Source organism: Bacillus sp. AFS059628, from assembly GCF_002571225.1.
Classification (GTDB): Bacteria; Bacillota; Bacilli; order Bacillales; family Bacillaceae_G; genus Bacillus_A.
Genome location: NZ_NVEC01000110.1, coordinates 1 through 24283, shown reverse-complemented (window position 1 = coordinate 24283; position 24283 = coordinate 1). Strand labels below are relative to the sequence as shown.

Annotated in this window: 24 protein-coding genes and 2 pseudogenes; 19 read left to right on the top strand and 7 right to left on the bottom strand. The window is 35.6% G+C overall.

Annotated features, from left to right (window positions below):
* The first annotated feature begins 29 nt into the window (after positions 1-29).
* The 13 genes and pseudogenes from COL05_RS28770 (at position 30) to COL05_RS28710 (ending at position 13042) form a co-directional block, all read left to right on the top strand.
* Positions 30-164 carry a BA3454 family stress response protein gene (locus tag COL05_RS28770; RefSeq protein ID WP_098671072.1) on the top strand — a complete coding sequence of 45 codons (135 nt, stop codon included), beginning with the start codon at positions 30-32 and terminating at the stop codon, positions 162-164.
* Positions 165-357: 193 nt separating this feature from the next.
* Positions 358-771 (top strand): Rrf2-family transcriptional regulator SaiR, encoded by a 414-nt coding sequence (saiR, locus tag COL05_RS28765; RefSeq protein ID WP_001083471.1) that lies wholly within the window; start codon positions 358-360, stop codon positions 769-771.
* 125 nt (positions 772-896) lie between these two features.
* Positions 897-1232 carry an IDEAL domain-containing protein gene (locus COL05_RS28760; RefSeq protein ID WP_098671071.1) on the top strand — a complete coding sequence of 112 codons (336 nt, stop codon included), beginning with the start codon at positions 897-899 and terminating at the stop codon, positions 1230-1232.
* A gap of 15 nt (positions 1233-1247) precedes the next feature.
* Positions 1248-1400: pseudogene (locus COL05_RS28755) on the top strand (DUF3888 domain-containing protein); the annotation flags it as partial.
* 995 nt (positions 1401-2395) lie between these two features.
* On the top strand, positions 2396-3715 hold the full coding sequence (locus COL05_RS28750) for an aromatic amino acid transport family protein (protein ID WP_098671070.1): 1320 nt from the start codon (positions 2396-2398) through the stop codon (positions 3713-3715).
* A 107-nt stretch (positions 3716-3822) separates the two neighbouring features.
* Positions 3823-4244, top strand: a pseudogene (locus COL05_RS28745) (SpoIIAA family protein).
* Between the two features lie 193 nt (positions 4245-4437).
* A complete protein-coding gene (locus COL05_RS28740; RefSeq protein ID WP_180233488.1) occupies positions 4438-4947 on the top strand; it encodes a heme-degrading domain-containing protein in 510 nt (169 codons plus the stop codon).
* Positions 4948-5352: 405 nt separating this feature from the next.
* The gene (zwf, locus tag COL05_RS28735; protein WP_098671068.1) at positions 5353-6837 is read left to right on the top strand and encodes a glucose-6-phosphate dehydrogenase; all 1485 of its coding nucleotides are present in this window, start codon (positions 5353-5355) and stop codon (positions 6835-6837) included.
* A gap of 96 nt (positions 6838-6933) precedes the next feature.
* Complete coding sequence (gnd, locus tag COL05_RS28730) at positions 6934-7827, top strand: phosphogluconate dehydrogenase (NAD(+)-dependent, decarboxylating) (protein WP_098671067.1); 894 nt, start codon at positions 6934-6936, stop codon at positions 7825-7827.
* 51 nt (positions 7828-7878) lie between these two features.
* On the top strand, positions 7879-8547 hold the full coding sequence (gene fsa, locus COL05_RS28725) for a fructose-6-phosphate aldolase (RefSeq protein ID WP_098671066.1): 669 nt from the start codon (positions 7879-7881) through the stop codon (positions 8545-8547).
* Between the two features lie 385 nt (positions 8548-8932).
* On the top strand, positions 8933-10258 hold the full coding sequence (gntP, locus tag COL05_RS28720; RefSeq protein ID WP_098671065.1) for a gluconate permease GntP: 1326 nt from the start codon (positions 8933-8935) through the stop codon (positions 10256-10258).
* A 54-nt stretch (positions 10259-10312) separates the two neighbouring features.
* Positions 10313-11854 carry a gluconokinase gene (gene gntK, locus COL05_RS28715; RefSeq protein ID WP_098671064.1) on the top strand — a complete coding sequence of 514 codons (1542 nt, stop codon included), beginning with the start codon at positions 10313-10315 and terminating at the stop codon, positions 11852-11854.
* A 126-nt stretch (positions 11855-11980) separates the two neighbouring features.
* Positions 11981-13042, top strand: a complete 1062-nt coding sequence (locus COL05_RS28710; protein WP_483861173.1) for a lactonase family protein — start codon at positions 11981-11983, stop codon at positions 13040-13042.
* Between the two features lie 189 nt (positions 13043-13231).
* Here the strand turns inward: COL05_RS28710 and COL05_RS28705 are convergent, their stop codons facing one another.
* The gene (locus COL05_RS28705; RefSeq protein ID WP_098671062.1) at positions 13232-13408 is read right to left on the bottom strand and encodes a DUF1272 domain-containing protein; all 177 of its coding nucleotides are present in this window, start codon (positions 13406-13408) and stop codon (positions 13232-13234) included.
* 195 nt (positions 13409-13603) lie between these two features.
* On the opposite strand from COL05_RS28705, the gene COL05_RS28700 reads away from it, so the two are divergent.
* Positions 13604-14425: a pentapeptide repeat-containing protein gene (locus COL05_RS28700; RefSeq protein ID WP_098671061.1), complete on the top strand. Its 822-nt coding sequence runs from the start codon at positions 13604-13606 to the stop codon at positions 14423-14425.
* 42 nt (positions 14426-14467) lie between these two features.
* Here COL05_RS28700 and COL05_RS28695 read toward each other — a convergent pair whose 3' ends face one another.
* Positions 14468-15352 carry a DMT family transporter gene (locus COL05_RS28695; protein WP_098671060.1) on the bottom strand — a complete coding sequence of 295 codons (885 nt, stop codon included), beginning with the start codon at positions 15350-15352 and terminating at the stop codon, positions 14468-14470.
* A gap of 205 nt (positions 15353-15557) precedes the next feature.
* Here COL05_RS28695 and COL05_RS28690 point away from each other — a divergent pair, with 205 nt between their 5' ends.
* Together COL05_RS28690 and COL05_RS28685 are read left to right on the top strand one after the other, a co-directional pair.
* Positions 15558-15908 carry an SH3 domain-containing protein gene (locus tag COL05_RS28690; protein ID WP_098671059.1) on the top strand — a complete coding sequence of 117 codons (351 nt, stop codon included), beginning with the start codon at positions 15558-15560 and terminating at the stop codon, positions 15906-15908.
* A 63-nt stretch (positions 15909-15971) separates the two neighbouring features.
* The gene (locus COL05_RS28685; RefSeq protein WP_098671089.1) at positions 15972-16769 is read left to right on the top strand and encodes a glycosyltransferase family 2 protein; all 798 of its coding nucleotides are present in this window, start codon (positions 15972-15974) and stop codon (positions 16767-16769) included.
* Here the strand turns inward: COL05_RS28685 and COL05_RS28680 are convergent.
* From COL05_RS28680 to COL05_RS28660, 5 genes are all read right to left on the bottom strand, one after another.
* Positions 16738-17661: an NAD-dependent epimerase/dehydratase family protein gene (locus COL05_RS28680; protein WP_142337710.1), complete on the bottom strand. Its 924-nt coding sequence runs from the start codon at positions 17659-17661 to the stop codon at positions 16738-16740. The genes COL05_RS28685 and COL05_RS28680 overlap by 32 nt on opposite strands.
* Positions 17658-18881 (bottom strand): class I SAM-dependent methyltransferase, encoded by a 1224-nt coding sequence (locus COL05_RS28675; RefSeq protein ID WP_098671058.1) that lies wholly within the window; start codon positions 18879-18881, stop codon positions 17658-17660. The genes COL05_RS28680 and COL05_RS28675 overlap by 4 nt, the downstream gene beginning before the upstream one ends.
* 12 nt (positions 18882-18893) lie before the next feature.
* The gene (gene rfbG, locus COL05_RS28670) at positions 18894-19949 is read right to left on the bottom strand and encodes a CDP-glucose 4,6-dehydratase (RefSeq protein ID WP_098671057.1); all 1056 of its coding nucleotides are present in this window, start codon (positions 19947-19949) and stop codon (positions 18894-18896) included.
* 1 nt (position 19950) lies between these two features.
* Positions 19951-20718 (bottom strand): glucose-1-phosphate cytidylyltransferase, encoded by a 768-nt coding sequence (gene rfbF / locus COL05_RS28665; RefSeq protein WP_098671056.1) that lies wholly within the window; start codon positions 20716-20718, stop codon positions 19951-19953.
* A 114-nt stretch (positions 20719-20832) separates the two neighbouring features.
* Positions 20833-21627: a glycosyltransferase family 2 protein gene (locus tag COL05_RS28660; protein ID WP_142337714.1), complete on the bottom strand. Its 795-nt coding sequence runs from the start codon at positions 21625-21627 to the stop codon at positions 20833-20835.
* Between the two features lie 274 nt (positions 21628-21901).
* Here COL05_RS28660 and COL05_RS28655 point away from each other — a divergent pair, with 274 nt between their 5' ends.
* The 3 genes from COL05_RS28655 (at position 21902) to COL05_RS28645 (ending at position 24223) form a co-directional block, all read left to right on the top strand.
* The gene (locus COL05_RS28655) at positions 21902-22309 is read left to right on the top strand and encodes a MerR family transcriptional regulator (protein ID WP_000285637.1); all 408 of its coding nucleotides are present in this window, start codon (positions 21902-21904) and stop codon (positions 22307-22309) included.
* A gap of 120 nt (positions 22310-22429) precedes the next feature.
* A complete protein-coding gene (locus COL05_RS28650; protein WP_098671055.1) occupies positions 22430-23758 on the top strand; it encodes a hemolysin family protein in 1329 nt (442 codons plus the stop codon).
* 51 nt (positions 23759-23809) lie between these two features.
* Positions 23810-24223 (top strand): ATP synthase subunit I, encoded by a 414-nt coding sequence (locus COL05_RS28645; RefSeq protein ID WP_098671054.1) that lies wholly within the window; start codon positions 23810-23812, stop codon positions 24221-24223.
* Positions 24224-24283: the final 60 nt, after the last annotated feature.

The window sequence follows — 24283 nt, the reverse complement described above, 5'->3', positions numbered from 1 at the left end:
AAATAATATTTTGAAAGGAGGAGACAGAAGTGATTGAAGTATGTGTTACAGTTAATTATAAAGATAGAAACTATCACACAAATGTTATTGTGAGTAAAGATACGATTTGGACACAAATTAAACAATTGGCAGAAGAACAAGTTAAGAAACAGTGGACTGTTTAAATTGATTTGCAACTTAAAAAGCTACATGAAGTTAGGAGATATAGGGGAGTTCTGATAGAATATAAAGGGATTTATTTTTTCATGCCAAGCATGCTTCTTATATATTTTAACGTTTGACTAACCTATCTGTAATATTAATGGCTACAGTATGTTACGAAGAGAGGAATCATTTTTTTATCGTAGGAGGACAACAATGAACAGCGACTTTACCTTGGCCATTCACAGTTTAACTTATTTAGCTTTACAGCCAGATCGGATGTCAACAAGTAATGCTATTTCTGAAAGTGCAGGTGTTCATCCGGTACGCATTCGCAAAGTACTAAGTTTGTTAAAAAAACATAAGTTTATACAATCAAAAGAGGGAACGGGTGGAGGTTTTATTTTTGCCCGTGATTTAAGTGAAATTAATCTTTGGAATATGTATCAAATAACTTCTGAAGGGGCACTGCAGCCGAAGTGTCCAGAATCAAACGATCAGTGTATTGTAGGTTCGAACATGCGGAAAGTTCTTTTTGCTATTTTCTTAGGTGCAGAAGAACATCTAGGTGAATATTTAAAGAATTATACAATGAAAGAAGTTGTTGACCTTATTAATCAAGAACGTTAAGCGGCTTAATTATTATGTAGCCGTGAGTTCTTAAAAAATAACTGTAAATAAAAATATTACAGTTAAAGTTAGTTTTTATATCTTTTTTATTATTACAAAAAATATGTATAAGAAGGTGAAAAAGTATGATGTCAAATAATAATCATGTTTTAAAAGTGGGAGATTGGGTTCGTGGAATATCAAATGAGGGTGAATTCATAGTTGGTTACATTGTATCACTTGATGAAGTAGAAGATGTAGTTACAGTTAGCATTGTGAAACGTGACGATAAGTACACAAAAAACGAAGTGATTTTACTCTTTAGTAAACATGTTAACAAACTTCCTGAATCAAAGGTAATAAATAAGGAGCAAATCCATTATCTTATAGACCTTGCATTATTAACAGGGGATGAAGAATGGTTTATTGAGCTCTCTGCAAAATTAAACTCGATAAAAGAGCTAGTTAATGAGGGATTGTAAAGATTCCATTATTATATTTTCTATGTAACTGTGCAAATTCAAACTTTTGAAGGGGCACACAATCCACCTTATGGAGAGGACACAATTACTTTTCGTATGAAAGGAAATGAAATAAAATCCATTCATTACAAACATAGAAATATCCCTGAGGAAGAGTTAAAAAACTAAAGTTAAGATGGCATTTAAGTGATTTGTTTGCTTACTCCTAATAATGATAATGATGTAAATCAGCTGTCCATATGGGCAGCTGATTTTATTTTTACGTTGAGCAAAATGTTAGCGGTTCTCTCGTTACCATCAAGTTGAAAATGTATGTGAATGCAATATCTGTAATATATATCCTGGAAATTGGTTTGTACATTTGAAGAAACATTTCTTTTTAACCACATTAATTATTTACTAGAATATCTTTTTTAAATCAAAATAAAATTTTTCGGTAAATGAGGATATAAGTATTTTAAAAATAACTAGCTTAAACAAACAATATTTTACTGTATTTTATGCTAATTAATGCCGTTAAAAGTGATAGGAACAAGGGTTGCATGCTAACTGTAAAATATTATCCATGTAAAATTATATCCATTTAATATTTCTGAAAATATAAAAATATTAATTTTATAAATATACACGTTATAATGAGGGCGTCGAGAGAAATTTTATGATCTCTGGAGAAAATATAAAAATGCGATTACTAGTAAGAAAGGTGTGTGGTTAGAGGCGAAATGTATGTAAAGTGCTTCAGTGGCTTGTGTAATCAATACCATAAATGCTGCCGAAGCTATGAAAGTTGATGTATAGAATTGAGAAAGAAATGCCTCATAAATGAAGAGAGGCCGGTTTAACTAAAATTACTGTTACAAGTAATTTAGAGAAACCATTAAAGTAATACACTGTTATTAGAAATGTTGCAATGTATTTATGAAGTCTATTCTATATTGTTCTCTTAAGCGGTCTTTATATAAGGAGCGGATAGCACGAGTGAACTTTTTTGTTAACGCTAACAATTATATTAGGACGCTATCTAGCGAATGTTTTAATTTGGATTCATTTTGGTGAAGGACTTGCAATGTGGGGCAACTTGTAAGGAATTCATTTTTCAAAAAAGAAAGTATTCGCTAGCCATAAAGAGAGACGCAGGAATAGATAAAAGGGGGAGTTATTATATGAACGGGAATACTGCAAAGAAAATAGAAGTTCAAGCTGAAAATACCGCACGAAAAAATGAGCAATATGCAGATCCGAAAAAGTGGCATAAGCAGGATACTACATGGGCATTGAGCCTATTTGGAACTGCAATTGGAGCAGGGGTGCTCTTTTTACCGATTAATGCAGGTTCAGGTGGTTTATTATCATTACTACTAATTACATTGCTTGCATATCCAGTTATGTATTACTCACATAGGGCACTTGCTAAAATGATATACGCTTCTAATTCTGCTGATGAGGGGATCACAGGTACAATTAGAGAGTATTTCGGAAATAAAGCGAGTATCATTTTTAACATCGTATATTTCGTTTCAATTTATACAATCGTACTAATGTATTCGGTTGCACTTACAAACACTGCAAGTAGTTTTATCGTGCATCAATTGCACATGCCAGAGCCTCCAAGAGCTATTTTATCACTTGTATTAGTTCTTGGTCTTATCGCTATACTGAATTTTGGTCAAGATATTACTGTGAAAATCATGAGTATGCTAGTGTATCCTTTCATAGCTTCTCTACTGTTTATCGCAATATCTTTAATTCCACAGTGGAATACGTCAATGCTTAGCTTCTCAGCTGTTTCTACTGCTTCAACAGGAACAGGATATTTTGGAACGATATTGTTAATTCTACCAATCATCGTATTCTCTTTTAATCATTCACCTATGATTTCATCATTTGTTGTGAAACAGAGAGCTACGTATGGAATAGAAGCTACTGATGCTAAATGTGCGCAAATACAAAAAGTTTGTTATATTATGACATTCGTTGTAGTTATGTTCTTCGTTTGGAGTAGTGCACTGAGCTTAACTCCAGAGGATTTAAAAATGGCAAAAGAGCAAAACTTATCAATTCTTTCATATCTTGCGAATGAACTGAATTCACCTGTAATTACGATTGCAGCTCCAATCATTGCTTTTGTGGCTATTACAAAATCTTTCCTTGGACATTATATCGGAGCATTTGAAGTAATGCGTGACATGATTATTAAGTTCGGTAAATCACGTGGAAAAGTAATTGAAGAAAAAACAATTAAGACAATCGTCCTTACTTTTGTTGTATTATCATGCTGGTTTGTTGCGTATACAAATCCAAGTATTCTTGGACTTATTGATTCTCTAAGTGGTCCATTAGTTGCTGCTATCTTATGTCTATTACCGATGTATGCGATTCAAAAAGTACCAGTACTAGCTAAATACAAAGGGAAAATGAGTAACGTATTTGTTATTATTGTAGGTATACTTACTGTTTTAGCAAGTATTAAATCATTATTCTAAATCACGATTGTTAGTTCTAATACAAAATAGAACGATTTTGGGACAGGCTTCTCCGTTTGGAGAGTCTGTCCCTTTTTAATGCGTTACAATTTAATCTTATTGATTTTATGGGATATTTTCGCATAATTGTAGCTAAGGGAGATGATTTTAGGTTGAGTAAACTGAATATTAGTACAACAGTTTTGGGAGATATAATTGTTACCGTCTTATCGGCAAAATTAAAACAGATGATGTGTATGAATGGTTTAATGGTTTCGAGCAAGTTTGTCAGCAATTTATTTCCGAGGGGCGGAAGTATAAATTGCTGGTCGATAGAAAAGGATACATACCAGATCATTTTTCTGTTCAAAAAGCATGGAAAGATAAGTTTTTCAATGAAACGATTTTGAATCATAGTAAGGCAATTGCTTTTCTCCTTGAAGAAGGGGAAATACTGAATTATTTACAACAGTCCAATACGAAAGAATCTGTAAAATTTTTTGATGATTATGAACAAGCATTCCTTTGGTTGAGTGAATATCCAATATGAAACTGTTAGTGAACCAGCTGCTTAAGCAACTGGTTTTTTTATGTTTGCGAGTAGTATTCGGAAGAAAACTTCTATACGAAATGTTTAGCATTAGAGGACATACATTTTTAGTGCGTTAAATATAATTCATAATAGCACCAGGAAGAAAAGAATACGCTTTACGGTATGAGATATATTGATTTTAAAAATATCAATGCGGCATAAAGTGAGTAAGGGGGATAAAGATATGAGTACTTCAAATTTGAATGAAATCAGTAAACAAATTTTAATAGAGGAGGAAACACTTCAATTTTCCTCTTTTACAAATGAAGATGCACTGCAAATAGGTTTATTTATCGTTGAAACAGCGAAAAAGGAAGGGAAATTAATTGCTGTTGATATAGCGAAAAATGGTGTGCAACTATTTCATTTTAAGATGACAGGGACAACTGAGGAAAATACACAATGGATTGAGCGTAAAAAAAGAGTTGTTTCTCTGCATAATCATAGCTCGTATTATATGCAAATACAAAGTGAAATCACTGGCGTTCCATATAATGAAAAGTATCTTTTAGATAGGTCGGATTATGCTGCGTTTGGTGGATGTTTTCCTGTCCAAATAAAAGACGTAGGGGTCATTGGAATGATAACAGTTTCAGGATTACCACCAGAAGAAGATCATGAATTGGTGATAAGGGCCGTTAAAAATCATTTGAAGCAATAATAAAAAGGCAAAATCGAACAAGGATATGTTCGGTTTTGCCTTTTTATTATTCATGTTATAAACCTGTTTCTAATAAATAGACAAGCACACAAAAAATATTACGAATGAAAAATCTTTAATTCGAGACACTTTTCTTGACGATTATAATCCATGTAGTTAATATGATAGACATAAAATAACTTAATTACTTTTAATAATTAAGTTATTTTATATAAGTTATAGTAAATAAATAGGATGTGTTAAAAATGCTTTGAATTGTCACTATTAATATTGGGGACAATGAGAAAGCGACAAATATAAAAAATGAGAAGTTAAGAAGTAAGAGTGAATCAACAATAATAGTAGCTTCTGTACAATGCATTTTACTATAGTGACAATGATTATACATCACGAGGGGGACTGAAATTGGAATCAATGACCTTTGTTTTATTTGGAGCAACAGGGGATTTAGCTAAAAGGAAAATTTACCCTGCGCTATATAACTTATATAGAGATCAAAAGCTTCCAAAGCAAATGTCCGTTATTGGGCTTGGAAGACGTGAAGTATCTCATTTAGATTTTCAAAAAAGAGTAAAAGAATCAATAGAAACTTTTTCTCGTCGCAAAGATGAAGGTACTCCGAAAATAGAAGATTTTTTAGAGTATTTTCGTTATTGTCCGTTAGATGTGAATAAGCCAGAAGACTATAAAAAGTTATTACAAGTAGTTCGTGAAAGGGAAGAAGAACAAAATATACAAGGGAATAGAATGTTCTACCTTTCAGTTACTCCAGACTTCTTTGAGACCATTGCTTTAAATATTAAGGAAAGTGGACTTGATAAAACGGATGGATGGAAGCGCCTAATGATTGAGAAACCGTTTGGTCATGATCTTACATCTGCCCGAGAGCTGAATGATAAGCTTAGCCGAACGTTTGAAGAAGACGAAATATACCGTATTGATCATTATTTAGGTAAGCCGATGGTTCAAAATATTGAGGCGCTTGAATTTGCAAACCCTGTTCTCCAATCAATTTGGAATAAAGAACATATTGCGAATGTACAAATTACAGCTAGTGAAACGGTTGGTGTAGAAGAAAGGGCAGGATATTATGATCATGCAGGAGCCATTCGTGATATGGTTCAAAATCATATGCTGCAAATATTAATGATGACTGCTATGAATCTGCCGGAAAAGATTAATGCATGTGAAATTCGTGAGGAAAAACGAAAGGTCATGGAGACTCTTCGTAAAGTGAAAAAAGAAGACGTTCAGAATCATATCATTCGCGGACAATATGCTTCAGGGGAGATAAAAGGACAACAAGTTGTAGCGTATAGAGAGGAGCCGGGAGTAAACCCTTCTTCTCAAACAGATACATTTGTTGCGGCTCGCTTATGGATTGATAATCCATTTTGGACGGATGTTCCTTTTTACATACGAACAGGAAAAAGAATGAAAGAAAAGTCTACTCGTATTGTAATTGAGTTTAAAAATACATTAAAACAGCAGTATCAAGATAGTAATCCAAATGCAGCGCCTAATTTGTTAATTATTGAAATTAGCCCAAATGAAAATGTTTCACTCCAATTAAATAGTAAAAATCCATTGAACAATGGAGAGCTTGAACCGATCCGTATTCATTTTACTTGTGAGCAAACAGGAGTGGGAGTACCGGAAGCTTACGAAAGACTTATCTATGATGCTGTATGTGGAGATTCTACATTCTTTGCACACTGGAGAGAAGTTGAATTGTCATGGGAGTGGGTGCAACCAATCCTTGAAGCGTTCGAAGAGAACTTGTTACCTCTTCATGAATATGAGTCTGGCTCGTATGGTCCGGATGCTGCTCATGCTCTGTTACAAGAAAGTGAATTTAAATGGTGGCTAGATGAAGGGTTGAAAAAATAAGTACATTCTTATAAGTAAAGCAATATGACAAAAAGATATTCATCATTTTATTAACATGTATGTATGATGAAAGGTAATTCAAGGAGGAATTATATTATGAGAGTTGGATTAATTGGTTTAGGTAAAATGGGATTAAATTTAGGGAAGAATTTAATGGATCATAAACATGAAGTAGCTGCATTTGATTTAAATGCGAGTGCAGTGGAAGAAATGAAAGAGTACGGAGCTACAGGCGTATCTAGTTTAAGTGAACTCGTTCAATCATTACAATCACCAAGAATTCTTTGGGTAATGGTTCCGCATGCTGTCGTTGATTCTGTTATTGATGAAGTTACACCATTGCTTTCAAAAGGAGATATTTTAATTGAAGCGGGGAATTCACATTATAAAGAGTCTATTCAACGATATGAGCAACTAAAGGAAGATGGCATTCACTTTATGGATGCAGGAACTTCTGGCGGAATGGAAGGCGCTCGTAATGGTGCTTGTTACATGATCGGAGGAGATCAAGAAGCTTGGGATATCGTTGAACCTATCTTCCGTGATACTGCTGTAGAAAATGGATACTTATATGCTGGAAAAGCTGGTAGTGGTCACTTCTTAAAAATGGTTCACAACGGAATTGAATACGGCATGATGGCTGCTATCGGTGAAGGATTTGAGATTCTAGAGAAAAGTGAATTTGACTACGATTATGAAAAAGTATCAAGAGTATGGAACAACGGTTCAGTCATTCGCTCTTGGTTAATGGAATTAACAGAAAATGCATTTTCTAAAGATGCAAAATTAGATGAAATTAAGGGTGTTATGCATTCTTCTGGTGAAGGGAAATGGACAGTAGAAACAGCATTAGACCTTCAAACAGCAACTCCTGTTATCGCAATGTCTCTATTAATGCGCTACCGCTCATTAGACAATGATACATTTACAGGAAAAGTAGTAGCAGCTCTGCGTAATGAATTTGGCGGACATGCAGTAGAAAAGAAATAAACATCTTAAAAATTTAACTCATTGACGTTTAAAAAATGGAGGGAATAGATCATGAAGTTTTTTATTGATACTGCAAATCTTGAGGACATAAAAAAAGCATATAAACTTGGAGTTTTAGCTGGTGTTACAACGAATCCTTCTTTAGTAGCAAAAGAGGGCATTAAGTTTGAAGACCGTATTGCAGAAATTTGTCAGGCAGTGCCGAAAGTTGAATCTGTTTCGGCAGAAGTAACGCCAGATGCTGTGACGGCTGAAGAAATGATTGCTCAAGCAGAAGAGTTGATGAAGATTAACGGCGGCGATGAGAAAGTTACAATAAAACTTCCGATGACGCTAGCGGGATTAGAAGCTTGTCGCTATCTTACTGAAAAAGGTGTGAAAACGAACGTTACTCTTATTTTCACTGTGAACCAAGCTCTTTTAGCTGCTCGAGCAGGTGCAACGTATGTTTCTCCATTTTTAGGTCGCTTAGATGATATTTCTGAAGATGGCGTATTATTAGTTGCTAAAATTGCTGAATTATTCGATGTTCATCAATTAGATACACAAATTATTGCGGCTTCTGTTAGACATCCAGATCATGTCACTCGTGTAGCAATGGCAGGTGCGCATATTGCTACAATTCCTTATAAAGTCATTGAACAACTTGCTATGCATCCACTAACAGATCAAGGTATTGAAAAGTTTGCTGCGGATTGGGCGAAAGCGCCTAAATTATAATGCATGAAAGTGAAGGGGCTTTCCAAAAGTTGCTTTTCATGAGAGGACAAATGCTAAGTAACTTCATCGCTTAAACTGGATCCTGAATTTGTAGTCTTACTACGTGAAAACAGCAAGAGAAGAAAGTATCATTCACTTTTAAAGAAGGAAAATTTGCTCACGTGAAGCGTTTATCACAATAACATTATAATTATGAAAAAGAAATCCCCTTATTAGAGAGAGTAGTTAACATGTATCTCTGATAAGGGAGATTCTTTTTGTATACATTATTATTTTGTGAAGATGATTTGTATATTGATATATATATTCTTACTCAAGAAAGAACTATATAGGTTCTTTAATTATATAGAATTTTGAAAAGGTTTACATGAAGGGGGGATTGAGTATGAATATGTACCTTTTAATGATTACACTATTATCAATTGTAATTGTTATTTTAGGGGTATCGTGGTGGAGATGGCATGCATTTATTAGCTTAACGATTGCAAGTTTGTTTTTAGCAATTATGTCTGGAATGCCAATGGATAAAATAGTGAGTGCTTATGAAACGGGAGTCGGAAGTGTTCTTGGGCATTTAGTAGGTATTTTAGTATTAGGTACAATTTTAGGGAAAATGATGGCAGAGTCAGGTGCTGGAATGCAGGTGGCAGAGTTCTTTATTAAATCCTTTGGAATAAAAAATTTACCATGGGCGATGTTAATTGCAGGTTTTATTATTGGAATTCCAGTGTTTTTTGAAGTAGGTATTTTAATATTGTTGCCGTTAGTAATTTCAATTCATAAAACTACGAAACAAAATATTTTATTGATAGCGTTACCAGCAATCGCTGGGCTATCTGTCGTACACGGCCTTGTTCCTCCGCATCCAGGAGCAATCGTTGCAATTGGTATTTATAAAGCGAACCTTGGAAAGGTACTAATGTATTCACTCATTATTACATTTTTTGCAGCGATTATGGCTGGTCCTATATTCGCTAAATGGATTCACAAACGTGTAATGCCTGAAAATGAGCCAGAATTGATTCGTGTAAATACAAAATCAACGAAATTACCAGGAATAGGAGTTTCATTTTTAGTTATATTGTTACCTGTTATGTTAATGGTTTTAGCAGCGGCAGCTCCTTATGTTCCACTTTCTACTACTTTGATGAAGATTGTCAAATTAATCGGTAGTCCTATCATTGCGCTATTGATTGCATGTTTTTCAGCGTTCTATTTTCTTGGATTTCGTCAAGGTATCGATAAAAAGGCTATTAAGAAGGTAACAGAAGATAGCTTATTACCAATCGGTTCAATTGTTGCGATTATTGGTGCTGGTGGCGGATTTAAGCAAATTCTTATTGATAGTGGTGTAGGCAATGCTATTGCTCAAATGTCTGAGCATTTAGCTCTATCTCCAATTGTATTAGCATTTATGGTAGCGGGATTAATTCGAATTGCGACAGGGTCAGCGACAGTCGCCTTAACAACAGCAGCGGGCATTGTCTCTCCGATCGTTGAAAATACGACAGGTGTAAATTTAGAGTTGCTCGTTATTGCAACAGGTGCAGGAGCACTCATGTTTTCACACGTAAACGATGCTGGTTTTTGGATGGTAAAAGAATACCTAGGGTTAACAGTGAAAGAAACATTTAAAACATGGACGGTATTAGAAACATTGCTTTCATTTATTGCTTTTGGAGGAGTTTTACTACTTGATATGTTTGTTTAAAATAAGGATGTTTTTATGGTGGGATACTGTAGTGATTTTTGTTAGGAGGAAGAAATGGTGAGCTCAAAATATATGATTGGTGTAGACATTGGGACAACTAGTACAAAATCAGTTCTATTTTCTACTGATGGATCTGTTATTGCAAGTCATGGAATTGAATATCCTTTATATTCTCCTACGCCTGAAACAGCAGAACAAGATCCAGAAGAAATTTTTCGTGCAGTAATAAATACGATTAAAGAAACTGTACGATCAAGTAGTGTACAGCCGAATGATATTCTTTGTGTTTCTTTTAGTTCGGCAATGCATAGTATCATTGCTGTAGATGAGAAGGGAAAACCGTTAACGAGATGTATCACTTGGGCAGATAATAGAAGTGCAAGCTGGGCGGAGAAAATAAAGAGTGATATGAATGGTCATGAAATTTATTTGCGTACTGGAACACCAATTCATCCGATGTCACCACTTTCAAAATTAGTTTGGTTACAGAATGAGCAGGCAGAATTGTTCGCAAAAAGTTATAAATTTATTTCTATTAAAGAGTATGTTTTTTATAAGTTATATAAGGAGTATGTAATTGATTACTCTATAGCATCAGCAACAGGCATGTTTAATTTGAAATCTTTAAAATGGGATGAAGAGGCTTTACATGTAGCGGGAATTACAGATGAAAAGCTTTCTAAAGTTGTTCCAACGACGTACAGCTTAATAGGATTAGATGAAGAACTTGCAAATGAGATGAATGTACTTGTTTCTACTCCTTTTATAGTTGGAGCGAGTGACGGAGTCCTATCAAATTTAGGTGTAAATGCAATCGATCCTGGTGTTGTGGCTGTTACAATTGGTACAAGTGGTGCGATACGTGCTGTAACAAATCGTCCTGTAACAGATCCGAAAGGTAGAATTTTTTGTTACGCCTTAACTGAAGACCATTGGGTAATTGGTGGACCAGTTAATAACGGTGGTATGATTTTCAGGTGGGCTCGTGATCAATTAGGCACTGCAGAGATTGAGCTTGCGAAGCGTTTAGGAAAAGATCCATATGAAGTGCTTACTGAAATAGCAGCACAAGTGAATCCGGGATCTGACGGTTTATTATTTCATCCGTATTTAGCAGGAGAAAGAGCTCCTTTATGGAATGCAAATGCACGAGGATCTTTCTTCGGGCTTGGATTGCATCATAAGAAAGAACATCTTATCCGTGCTGTTTTAGAAGGGGTAATTTATAATTTATATACCGTTCTGCTCGCTTTAAAAGAACTAATTGGCGAACCGAAAAAAATTCAAGCGACAGGCGGTTTTGCAAGATCGGAACTTTGGAGACAGATGATGGCGGATATTTTTCATCAAGACGTATATGTTCCGGAAAGTTTCGAAAGCTCTTGCTTAGGAGCTGCAATCCTCGGTTTATATAGTCTAGGTGAAATAGATACATTATGCGTAGTATCTGAAATGGTAGGTGCGAATTTCCACCATGAACCAAACATGGAAAGTGTGGAAAAATATAAAGATTTAACACCAATCTATATTCGTCTGTCCCGTCAATTGGAAGAAGAATATGAAAGTATAGCAGCGTATCAAAAAAAGTGGGTTTAAAGGCTATTTAGCAGAGAAATATGGTAACGTATAAAGAAGTACTCCAATTTTTTAGGATACTCTTTCAACATAAAATATGTTAAGAAGTATGATGAACGAAAAATATAGGGAGAGAGGTTTATGAAAATGACGGATAACAAAGAGTTTATTGGATATGTTGGAACGTACACGAAAGAAAATAGTGAAGGAATATATAAGTTTACTTTAGACACAGAAGCAAAAAAAATTAGTAATGTAACGCGTGCGGCTAAGCTGGATAACCCTACATATGTAACGATTAGCAAAAATAATGAATATCTCTATTCTGTTGTTAAAGAAGGCGAATCTGGTGGTGTAGCTGCTTATTCGATTCATAGTCATACTGGAGAGCTAACGGAACGAAATAGACAAGTAGTAGAAGGGGCTTCTCCTTGTCATATTAGTGTTGATAGTGGAAATCGTACGGTGGTTACAGCGAATTACCATAAAGGAACGATTGAGTCTTTTGTAGTTAATGAAGAAGATGGAACTGTAAATCCTGCCACATCTATTATGGCACATGAAGGTTCAGGTCCGAATAAAGAAAGACAAGAAAAACCACATGCACATTACGCGGGATATACTCCAGATGAAAAATATGTGGTTGGTATTGATTTAGGGATTGATAAAATACTTACGTATGAAATAAAAGATAGTGAGTTAAAAGAAGTAAATAGTTTGTCTGTAAACCCAGGAAGTGGTCCGAGACATATTGCTTTCCACCCGAATGGAAAGCATGCTTATGTCATGACTGAACTTAGCTCGGAAGTTATTGCATTATCATATAATCCGGAAGCAGGATCTTTTACAGAGTTGCAGTATATTTCTACCATTCCAAAAGAATTTGATGACAACAGTCAAGGAAGTGCGATTCATATTTCTTCTGATGGCCGCTTTGTATATGCAGGTAATCGCGGTCATAATAGTATCGCTGTTTTCAGTGTGGATGAAAACTCAGGTGAGCTTACATTTGTTGCACACACATCTACAGAAGGAAATTGGCCGAGGGACTTCGTGTTAGATCCGACTGAAAAGTTTCTTATTGCGACAAATGAAAAGTCACATAACCTTGTGCTATTTGCAAGAAATGAAACGACAGGGAAGTTAGCACTGTTACAATCTGATGTTGTTGTGCCAGAGCCTGTTTGTGTGAAGTTTTTGAACGTTTAACTTGAGTTGAAGTTCAATGCATATAGCGGTGTCGATGTTTGTCGGTAAATCGATATTCCTTGTCGAAACGTCGATATATTAAAATAATCGTTGATATAATTGAAGTTGTGCTCGATATATTTGAAAAATCGTTGATATAATTTCAAATCCTCAAAAACAGAGAAAAGCAAAGCGATATCGCTTTGCTTTTTACTGTTTTTTCTTAGGTCTACGTACTAATTCGCCACCGCAGTTTGGGCAAACGTTTCCTCTTACTTCTGTACACGGTGCACAAAATGTACATTCATACACGCAAATGTAAGCTTCAGAGTTTGGTTCGAGAGATTGATCGCAAATTTGACAGTTTGTTTTCATTTCGAGTGCCATAGTAAGTCTCCTTTTAGTTGGAATATTTGTAATTTAATTATAATTCATCGGACAGAAGTTGTCCTTTTCAATTGAAAGGAAATAGAATGATAGAGTTATGATTTGAAATGAAAGAAGCTCGTTTATTTTTAAATTGATTATTTAATAAGGTTGGAATATTATGAAATAGTCAAAAGACAACAGGGGGTATATATTTTGACTAATCATAACGATCATTTAAAAGCAAACTGCGAAAAATGCTTCGGTTTATGTTGCGTGGCGTTACCATTCGCAGCATCGGTAGATTTTGCAGTGAATAAAGATGGCGGGAAACCATGTTCTAACTTACAATCAGATTATAAATGTAGCATACATAAAAATCTTAGAGGAAAAGGTTATAAAGGTTGCACAGTATTTGAGTGTTTCGGCGCTGGACAGAAGATTTCGCAAGTTACATTCAACGGGATTGATTGGCGGAAAGATGCTAAGCATGCGAGAAAAATGTACGATGCTTTTCCAGTTATGCATCAGCTGCATGAAATGCTTTGGTATTTGAATGAGGCGATTCTTTTACAGGCGACGCGGCCAATTCATAAAGAGCTAAGTAAAGCGATTGAAGAGACGGAGCGTCTTTCAAATTTAAATGCGGACGAGTTAATGAAAGTAAATATTCCATTACACCGTGCGGAAGTAAATGTGTTACTTTTAGAAACGAGTGAGCTAGTTTGGAAGGAAATGAATGTCGCGCGTAAGAAGCGAATGAGCCACCGCGGAGCAGACCTTATGGGGGCAAATTTGAAGAAGAAAGATTTGCAAGGAGCGAATTTAAGGGGTGCTTACTTAATTGCGGCTAACTTAAATGGAGCAAATTTAAGAGGGGCAGATCTTATCGGAGCAGATTTACGAGATGCAGATATTCGCGGGGCTGATTTTACAAATAGTATTTTTCTGACGCAAGTTCAAATTAACGCAGCGAAAGGGGATAAGCATACGAAATTACCGAAAATGTTATCCCGTCCATCGCATTGGAGTGCGTAAAGAATGTAGAACAGGCAGAGATTCTTAGTCTCTGCCTGTTTTTCATTTCTTTTCAAAAGTAGTAATAAAAACACTACATATAATAAGAATACCACCAATAAAAAAGTTGCTGCTCAATGTTTCGTTTAATAGTAACCAACCAAGCAACGATCCGACGATAGGTTGGAAGAAGAAAAATAAGGAACCAATGCTTGCGTCCATTAATTCTAATCCTTTATTCCAAAGGAAAAAGGCACCTGCTGTTGAGACGACTCCTAAATATACTACGCCTAATATTACGTACGTATTTACTGTTTCGATAGAGGTTGATTGTAGTTCCCATAGCATAAAAGGTGTAATGAAAAAGAGTGAAAAGAATATGGCGTATGTTGTAATCACTAAAGATGAAAATCGAGCTGAAGCAATCTTCACATAAATAGATAGTAAAGCCCACGTAATAGCGGCCCCAACTAATATGATTGTACCGATAAAATAGGAGCCAATTTCAATATCCCATCCAATGACGATAATGACACCGATTGTCGCTATGATAGTAGATAGAAGTCTACGAGCGGTTAGCTTTTCTTTTAAAATGATCGCTGCAAATATAACCATAAATGCAGGTGTAGCTGATGTGACTAAAGAGCCTGTATGAGCGTCGGATAATTTTGTTCCGATAAATTGACAAGTAATCGAAATGAAGTATCCGATAAATCCAATCCAGGCGAAGAGGAGCCAATCTTTTTTAAGAATGGTTACTTTTTTCTCTTGCTTTTTCTCAGCTATTTTCAAAATTGCATATAAAACAACAAAAGCAATGATAAAGCGTAGCCAAACGAGTGTCAGCGGTGAGATAAAGTCAAGTACATATTTACTAACAACATACATACCGCCCCATATACTAGCTGCTAGTGATAAACATATAGCTCCTAAAATTGTTTGTTTCATGTAAAGTACCTCCGTCTATTTTTAGGGTTTTATGAGTTCCCTAAGACGAGGCATAGTGTTATGTGTTATATGAATGCCCGCCTTAGTTTAAAGACGGCCTACAGGTTGATCGTTTTCGAATGGAGTGTTGTAGTACATGAGTCCATTCCTCCTTCTTAAGTTATAATGACATTATAACTTAATTTTCAGTTTATTGGAGGGTGTTATGAAATATATTGTTATAAAATCACATGTTAGCAATTATCCGAATCCAATTTTTTTAGAAGAGGGGGATGTAGTGAAAATGATAGAAAGTTACACTGGTCCTGAAAACTGGGATAACTGGATGTTTTGTCATGAAGAGAAGTATAACCGAAAAGGTTGGGTTCCGGAGCAAATTATAATGAAAAATACAACGGATGTAGGAATCATTACGAAACAATATACTGCCAAAGAATTAAATGTAAGTATTGGAGAAAAATTGATTGGATTAGAAGAATTGAATGGATGGATTTGGTGTGAAAAAACAGGTGGTGAGGATGGCTGGATACCGAAGGAAAACTTACAAAAATATTAGTAATACTATTTGGTTATTAATATAGGAAACATATTTTTGGTTTATGAGTATATTGGTTGGAGGGTGAAAAATAGATTAATAGAGAAAGAGGAGATTATTATAACTACAACCGTTATTTCTCATTTTTATAACGAAGAGTATTTATTACCGTGGTGGCTTATGCATCATACGAAACTTTTTGATCATGGTATTTTAATTAATAAAGGTTCAACAGATCGTTCGGTTGAAATTTGTAAAAAGTTCGCGCCGCACTGGGAAGTACGAGATTCTACAAATCCAGAGTTTGATGCGTTAGCGACAGATCATGAAGTGATGAGGGTGGAGCAAGAAGTAAAGGGATGGAAAATGATTTTAAATACGACTGAGTTTCTTTGTGTGCAAGATAAAAATCAGTTTTGGAAATCACTAAATGAATTGGGAGGGAGGATGTATTGGCTGGAAGGCATTATTATGGTTGATGATCCTAACTACAATTATCCGGCCCTTAACTTCGGGATGCCTTTAATGAAACAGCGATTTCACGGTTATTTACCAGAAGATTGGCCGTTATGGAGAAGAGGTAGATTTATTCATAATCATGAACACGGAAGTTACACGGTTGGAAGACATTTATCTGCGCGTGAATCTATGATTTATCCGCCTCTTGCTTGTATATTATGGTTTGGATTTAGTCCATGGACCGATGCAATGAGAAAACGAAAATTACAAATTGGTCCGACTCTTTCTGAAGCTAGTAAGGATCGGGGAATGGGAACGCATCATATTATTACACCTGAAAAATTAGAGGAATGGTATAAAGATTTAGCAAGAGGGACGAAGGATTTACGTTTTAGTGATGCGTATCGTTATGTTTTTTTATAAATGATTCCCACCATGAAATTGTTTCTTCGATTCCTGTATTTAGATCGTATGTTGGTTTCCAGTTTACTTCATTTTTTAAACGCTCTACATGAACGCCGACGAATAAAGGTTCATCTTTAGAGAAGGGGATTGCACCTAATTTAATTAAATGTTCTTTTCCTATCTTTTTAGCAATGATAGATGCCAATTCTTTAATTTGTACAGATTGACCAGAAGCGATATTGATTGTGCCTGTAACGTCGTGTTCTAATATTGTTACGAGAGCATCAGCGACGTCGCCCACATGGAGGAAATCTCTTGATTGTTTTCCATGTGTACATAGTGCTTCCTTGTTTTTTAATAAGGAAGTGATAATGTTAGAAACGAGCCGATTCCCTTGTTCGTGAGGACCATACATATGAAAAATGCGGCCCCAACACATGTTGAGGCCTGTTTGCTCAGCGTACGTTTGTAGCCAAGAGTGTAGTGCGTTTTTACATAATGCATACGGTGTTTTATAGGAAAGAAGCGGTGAATCTTCAAATAGTACACCGTTAAACCATTCATACTCTGCGCCGGTACCGGCAACAACGACTCGCTTTCCGCCGCATGTTGTGAAGTGTTGAATCAATGAGATACTAGACGTAAGCCAATAGTAATTATTGATAGATACATAACAAGCTGGCGGCACTGCTTCCCAAGCTAAATGAATGAGATGACTAGGCTTCATGTCGTAAATGAGTTTTTTTACTTCTTCATCACAAAGTAAGTTTACTTTATGCCAGTGGCAAGGGATGTGAGAAGGCTTCTTTGTATTGTAAGTGGCGTGCACCTCATAGCCCTTTTGTATAAGAGAATTTACAACATATTTACCAATCCATCCACTACCGCCTGTTACAAGAATTTTTTTCATGGCTCAATTACCTCAACTTCTGGAATGGTTACTAAAAATTTGCCGCCCCATTCACGAATGAAAGAGCATTCTTTCATAATTTCATCTTTCAAATTCCAAGGAAGAATGAGAATGTAATCAGGTTTTGTACGCTTAATTTCTTCTGGAGATTTTATTGGAATGCGGGTTCCTGGTAGAAGGAGATTTTGTTTATGAGGGTTTTTATCTACTGTATAAGCTAGAAATTCTTTTCCTATCCCGCAATAATTTAATAGGGTGTTTCCTTTAGCTGGCGCACCGTAACCGATAATTTGTTTGTTTAAAGCTTTTGCTTCGATAAAAAACTTTAAAATATTTATTTTCAATTGCTCGATGCGTTTAGAAAAAAGGAGATAACAATCTAATGTATTTAGCCCGTGATCTACTTCTTTTTCGATTAATTTTGTAACACTGGAATGGATAGTGGATTTGTCACTTTGATGTTTGACAAAAATACGTAAGGAACCACCGTGCGTTGCAAGCTCTTCGACATCGACAATTTGTAAATGATGATGGGCTAAAACTTTTTGAAGACTTATAAGTGAGAAATAGGAGAAGTGCTCATGGTATATCGTATCAAACTGTTTAAAGGATATGAGATTTAATAAGTGAGGGAATTCAATTGTTATTGTTCCGTCTTGTTTTAATAACGTTTTTAAACCAGCGATAAAATCATGTAAGTTCGGGACGTGTGCCAATACGTTATTTGCGATGATTAAATCAGCTTGCGGTAATTTTTTTGCTAAGTCATTGCTGAAAAAATTCACTTCAGTAGGAATTCCTTTTTGGATAGCGATTTCTGCTACATTTTTTGCTGGTTCAATTCCTAACGTTTCGATATGTTCTTTTTGAAAGTATTGTAATAAGTACCCGTCGTTACTTGCGATTTCAATTACTTTTGAATGGTTTGTTAAGTTAAAACGCTTAATTGCCATTTCTACATATTGCTTAGCGTGTAGTAGCCAGCTTGATGAGTAAGAACTGAAGTATAAATAGTCATGAAAAATATTGTGAGGAGATTCAAATTCATCTAATTGTACGAGTAAACAAGAAGGACAGACAAACGTGTGCAGCGGATAAAATGGTTCCATTTTATAGGCGTGTTCTGGAGCGACAAATGAGTTAGCGAGAGGGGAAACGCCTAAATCTAAAAAAGTATTTGCGAGTAATGAGTGGCAAAAACGGCATTTTTTCTGTTCCATTTTATAGCCCCCTTATAAATTTTTGAATGCATCGATTTGTTGTCGCGTGAAAGACTCCATATTTTCACCAGATGCATATTTTTTGTACCAATCAACAGTCCAAGCAATAGAGTAATCTGTTGATAACTTAGGAGTCCAACCGAGTTTATTTACTGCTTTTGTACTATCGAGTGTTAAAATTGGTGATTCATACGGGGTATTTGTATGAGGAGAAAGGACTGTTAATGGTTGATTCCATAATTTCATGATAGATTGAATGACCTCATAAACGGTTCTGTTAGATTCATTCATCGGGCCAAAATTCCACGCTTCTGCATAAGCGGCGTCTTGCCAAAGTTTTTCGGCTAAAAGGATATAGCCGTGTAAAGGATCTAATACGTGTTGCCACGGGCGAATAGCGTGTTTGTTTCTAATATTTAACGTAGCATCTTGTAAATATGCACGAATGACATCTGGGAATAATCGGTCTTTTGCCCAATCACCGCCGCCGATAACGTTACCTGCTCTTACTGAGGCAAGATTCTGGGTGTTAGTGCGGAAGAATGAGTTTTGATAGGAAGTTGCCACTAGTTCGGCACAAGCTTTACTCGCACTATAAGGATCGAAACCTCCTAATCGGTCACTTTCCACGAATGCACGGTTACCGCTCCCATCATTTTCATAGCACTTATCACTTGTAACATTAATAATGCTGCGTATACTTTCTATCTGTTTTGCCGCTTCTAATACGTGAACAGTACCTAAAACATTCGTTTTAAATGTTTCGATAGGATCTTTGTATGAAGTGGTGACGATTGGCTGGGCAGCTAAATGAAATAGTATGTCAGGGTTATGATGTTTTAGGGCGTGTAATAAAGAATCGTAATCTGTAATGTCGCCTTTAATTGTTATGCACTCTTTTGCTACGTTACCTTGCTCAAAAAGGTTTGGAATGGATGGTGGATGAGAAGAATAGCCAACTACTTCTGCGCCTAAAGAAGTTAAAAAAAGAGTGAGCCAGGAGCCTTTAAAGCCAGTATGCCCTGTAATAAATACTTTTTTCTTATTCCAAAAAGATGATGAAGCCATATTACCAAACCTTCCACGGAGCGTTATTACTTTCCCATAGCTCGACTAATTTATTTTTATCGCGCAATGTATCCATCGGATGCCAAAAACCAGAATGTTGATATGCGGCTAGTTCATTTTTGTTTACTAACTGAACTAAAGTTTCTGTTTCAAAAACAGATTTATCTCCGCTAATGTAATTGAAAACATCAGGATTTAAAACGAAAAATCCACCGTTAACCCATCCGCCATCCCCGAGTGGCTTCTCTTGAAAGGATGTGACAGACTGTTTATCTAATACGAGAGAACCGAATCTACCAGGAGGTTGTACGGCTGTAACAGTTGCCATTTTTCCATGTTTTTTATGAAATGCAATGAGTTCTTTTATATTTACATTACTTAATCCATCGCCATAAGTGAGGCAGAAAGGTTCATCCCCGACGTAATGCTGTATTTTTTTAACTCGTCCACCTGTGTCTGTATTTAGACCAGTATCAATTAATGTAACTTTCCATGGTTCAATGCGATGAGAGTGGTTCGTAATTGTATTGTCACTTAAATGTATCGTAAAATCGGACATGTGTAAGTTGTAATTTAGAAAGAATTCTTTAATTGCACATCCTTTATAGCCTAAGCAAATAATAAACTCCGTAATGCCGTAATAACTATACAAACTCATAATGTGCCATAGAATAGGTTTTGTCCCAATTTCAATCATAGGTTTTGGTTTTAAATGAGTTTCTTCCCCAATCCTTGTTCCATATCCACCTGCAAGAATAACAGCTTTCATTTTTTCCTCCTAAAATAAAAATTTATAATATATACAGTATTCATATGAAATACAAATGGTATAGTTTTTAGCTAAGTGCGTAAAAATGTGTGGAACATGATAGGATGAGAAATATTAAGGTTTGAATTTTGGGAATAATTGTTGATACTCAGGGTGGTTACGAAGATCTTGTGTTATGCTACTAAGCTCTAAAAATCGAGTTTCGAGTTGCTCAGGGGATTGACCATAATGTGCTTGAAGTCCCATTCGAATGCCCTTTTTTGAAAGGGTAGGTGTTATTTGTAATTTTCTTGCCTTTGCATGTTCGTTCCAAGGGCTAAAATAAAATTTAACAATAAATGAAGGGGAGTTATAAACGATATGTTGATGCCGAGTAAAATGTCTGCCAGGTAAATATGCGCCATCAAGATGATTGTGTATAAATCTCCAGGCACATCCGATTTCTGGTTTATAAGGAAAAAGCCCATGGTATCGTTGCTCTACTAATGGAATAGAATATCTTAATTTGGAATAATTGTAATCATGCTTATCAATCATGACAATCATTCTTATCGCATACATATTTTGACCTAGCGTATGAAGTGAAGAGAAAAATTCTTCTACATTATTACAACAAAGAAATTCTGTAGTATTTAATACCATCTTCCAACCTGAAACTTCTCTTTCGATTTCCATCACCTCAATATCAGTATTAGTGGGGTCAAAATCAAGGAATCTTGAATTTCGTACTTCCCAGTTGGGGGCAAATAATTTACAAATTTCAACGGAACGATCGGTAGAACCTCTATTAATTAATATACCGTGATCAAATATTTTTGTATGATGCATAAGCCACCATGGTAATAAATACTCCTCGTTATAAAAGTGAGAGATAACTGTCCTAGTGATTTTAATCTCCTCCAATTGCATAAATAATGATTGTATTTCACTATTATTATCATATGTTTTACAGTAAGAAAGGTTGAAAGGAACGGGGAATTCCATTTTCCTATTTTAGTATCGGTATATCGAAAAACAGCAATCTAACTATATAGATAGAGTTATAGAGTGTGAATATACTACATACTTAGATGTGTGCGGAATTGTGTATAAATTATGAATAGTAAACCGTCACGTTTGACTGTACAGTTTATGTATTGTATGATGTTAGTAATATAAACAAGGGGGGAAGATCGTTGGGAAGGTGTATCGAATCGGACAGTTGGCTCTCATGGCTCACGTGTCGAAACGAACGATTGATTATTATACGAATCTAGGTATCTTAAAAGCGGAGCGATCTCAATCTAATTATCGCTATTACGACGAAACAGCATTTGAGACATTACAATTTATTGAGAAGTGCAAAGAAATGCATATGCCGCTTTGTGAGATTAAAGAGAAAATCGAGGAGAAGAAGAAGCTGCTCGGTATCAATGAACACGTTTCGAAACAAGTGAATGAAGTGACAGACCATATTCATCGATTAGAAGCAGAGTTAACGGAGTTAAAGCCGCTTTTAGATGGATTGACTGATTCACAACGTGAAAAAATATCGAAATCTTTATCTGGTCAAACGACAGCTTTAATACAGACACTTGCTCTATTATTATAGAAAAAGTGAAATCCGACCTCTTTAATTTTTGTATCGGGCTATGTTTTCTAAGAAACAAATAAGAAAACATTATAGTATACAGGAGGTGGACACCTTAGTTTTTTAAACTAAGGGGATTCATTGGAAATATTTAATTTAGTCATGGTTGCGATTTTAATCGCATTTACTGGATTTTTCGTAGCAGCAGAGTTTGCGATTGTAAAAATACGTTCAAGTCGCATTGATCAGCTTGTTGCGGAAGGAAAACGCGGTGCTTTAGCAGCAAAAAAAGTAACAACAAATTTAGATGAATATTTATCTGCTTGTCAATTAGGTATTACAGTTACAGCTATGGGACTAGGTTGGTTAGGTGAACCGACAATCGAAAAGTTATTACACCCGTTATTTGAGAAATGGAACTTAAATCCTTCTATTTCATCAGTATTAACATTTGGTCTTGCTTTTATGATTATGACGTATTTACACGTTGTAGTTGGGGAATTAGCTCCGAAGACGATGGCAATTCAAAAGGCTGAAAGGGTAACGTTATTATTGGCAGGTCCATTAATGATGTTCTATAAAGTGATGTATCCATTTATTTGGGTATTGAACAGTTCAGCGCGTGTTGTAACTGGCTTATTCGGTTTAAAACCAGCTTCAGAACATGAAGTAGCTCATACAGAAGAGGAATTACGCCTTATCCTTTCAGATAGCTATGAAAGTGGCGAAATTAATCAGGCTGAATACAAGTATGTAAATAACATTTTTGAATTTGATAATCGTATTGCAAAAGAGATTATGGTACCGCGAACAGAAATCGTTGGTTTCTATCTGGAAGATTCAGTAGAAGAACACATGAAAGTAATCCAAAATGAGCGATACACACGTTATCCGATTTTTGGAGAAGATAAAGATGATATTATCGGTATGGTCAATGTAAAAGATTTCTTTATTCGATATATGACCGAGGATCAAAAAGATTTATCATCTATTCGCTCGTATATGCGTCCGATTATTGAAGTGATGGAAACAACTCCAATTCACGATCTATTACTTCAAATGCAGAAGAAGCGAATTCCGATGGCTGTTTTATATGATGAGTACGGAGGAACAGCTGGAATTGTAACGCTTGAGGACATCTTGGAGGAAATCGTCGGCGAAATTCGTGATGAATATGATGAAGATGAAGCACCACCAATTCAACATGTGAACGAGCAACATATCATTGTTGATGGAAAAGTGCTTATCTCAGAAGTGAAAGATTTATTTGGATTACACATTGAAGAAGATGATGTGGATACAATCGGTGGATGGATCATGATGCAAAATCATGAAATTGAAGAAGGACAACACGTTGAGGCGGAAGGTTATGAATTTAAAGTGTTAGAAAAAGACGCTTACCAAATTAAACGCGTTGAAATTCGTAAGATGGAACAAGAGCAAGAAGAAGAGAAAGCAGCAACTGTGTAAGTTGCTGCTTTTCTTCTAAATATAAAAAATGCAAAATTAGGAGCGGATATTTTGATTCAAACAGCCTTACGTGTATATCGATTACAATTGTATGTGATCTTTAGTGGTTTACTACTTATGTGGACGATTACTCCGTTTGGAAAACAAGTAACAGGATTTGGTATCGGATTAGCTGTAAGCGCATATTGCCTTTGGTTATTAGCTCGCAGAGTGGAGAAACTCGGGAAAAGTATCGTAATGAAAGAAAAAGCTCCTGGATTAGGAATTTTAAATCGATTTGCAGCAGCCATATTAGGAGCTATCATTATGTATGAAATTGAGCATGAAATGGAAATGTGGGCATTCGGTACAGGCATTTTAGGTGGTCACTTTTTAATGATTGCGAATTTAGCTTATGCAAATATGCAGGTAGTGAAAGAAGAAGAGAAGCAAAGGGAACAGGCTTCGAAAAACATAGAGCTATGATGAAAGGGACCTAATCGGGGTTCCTTTTTTAGTTTAGCGATAATATAAAGTGAAACTTTA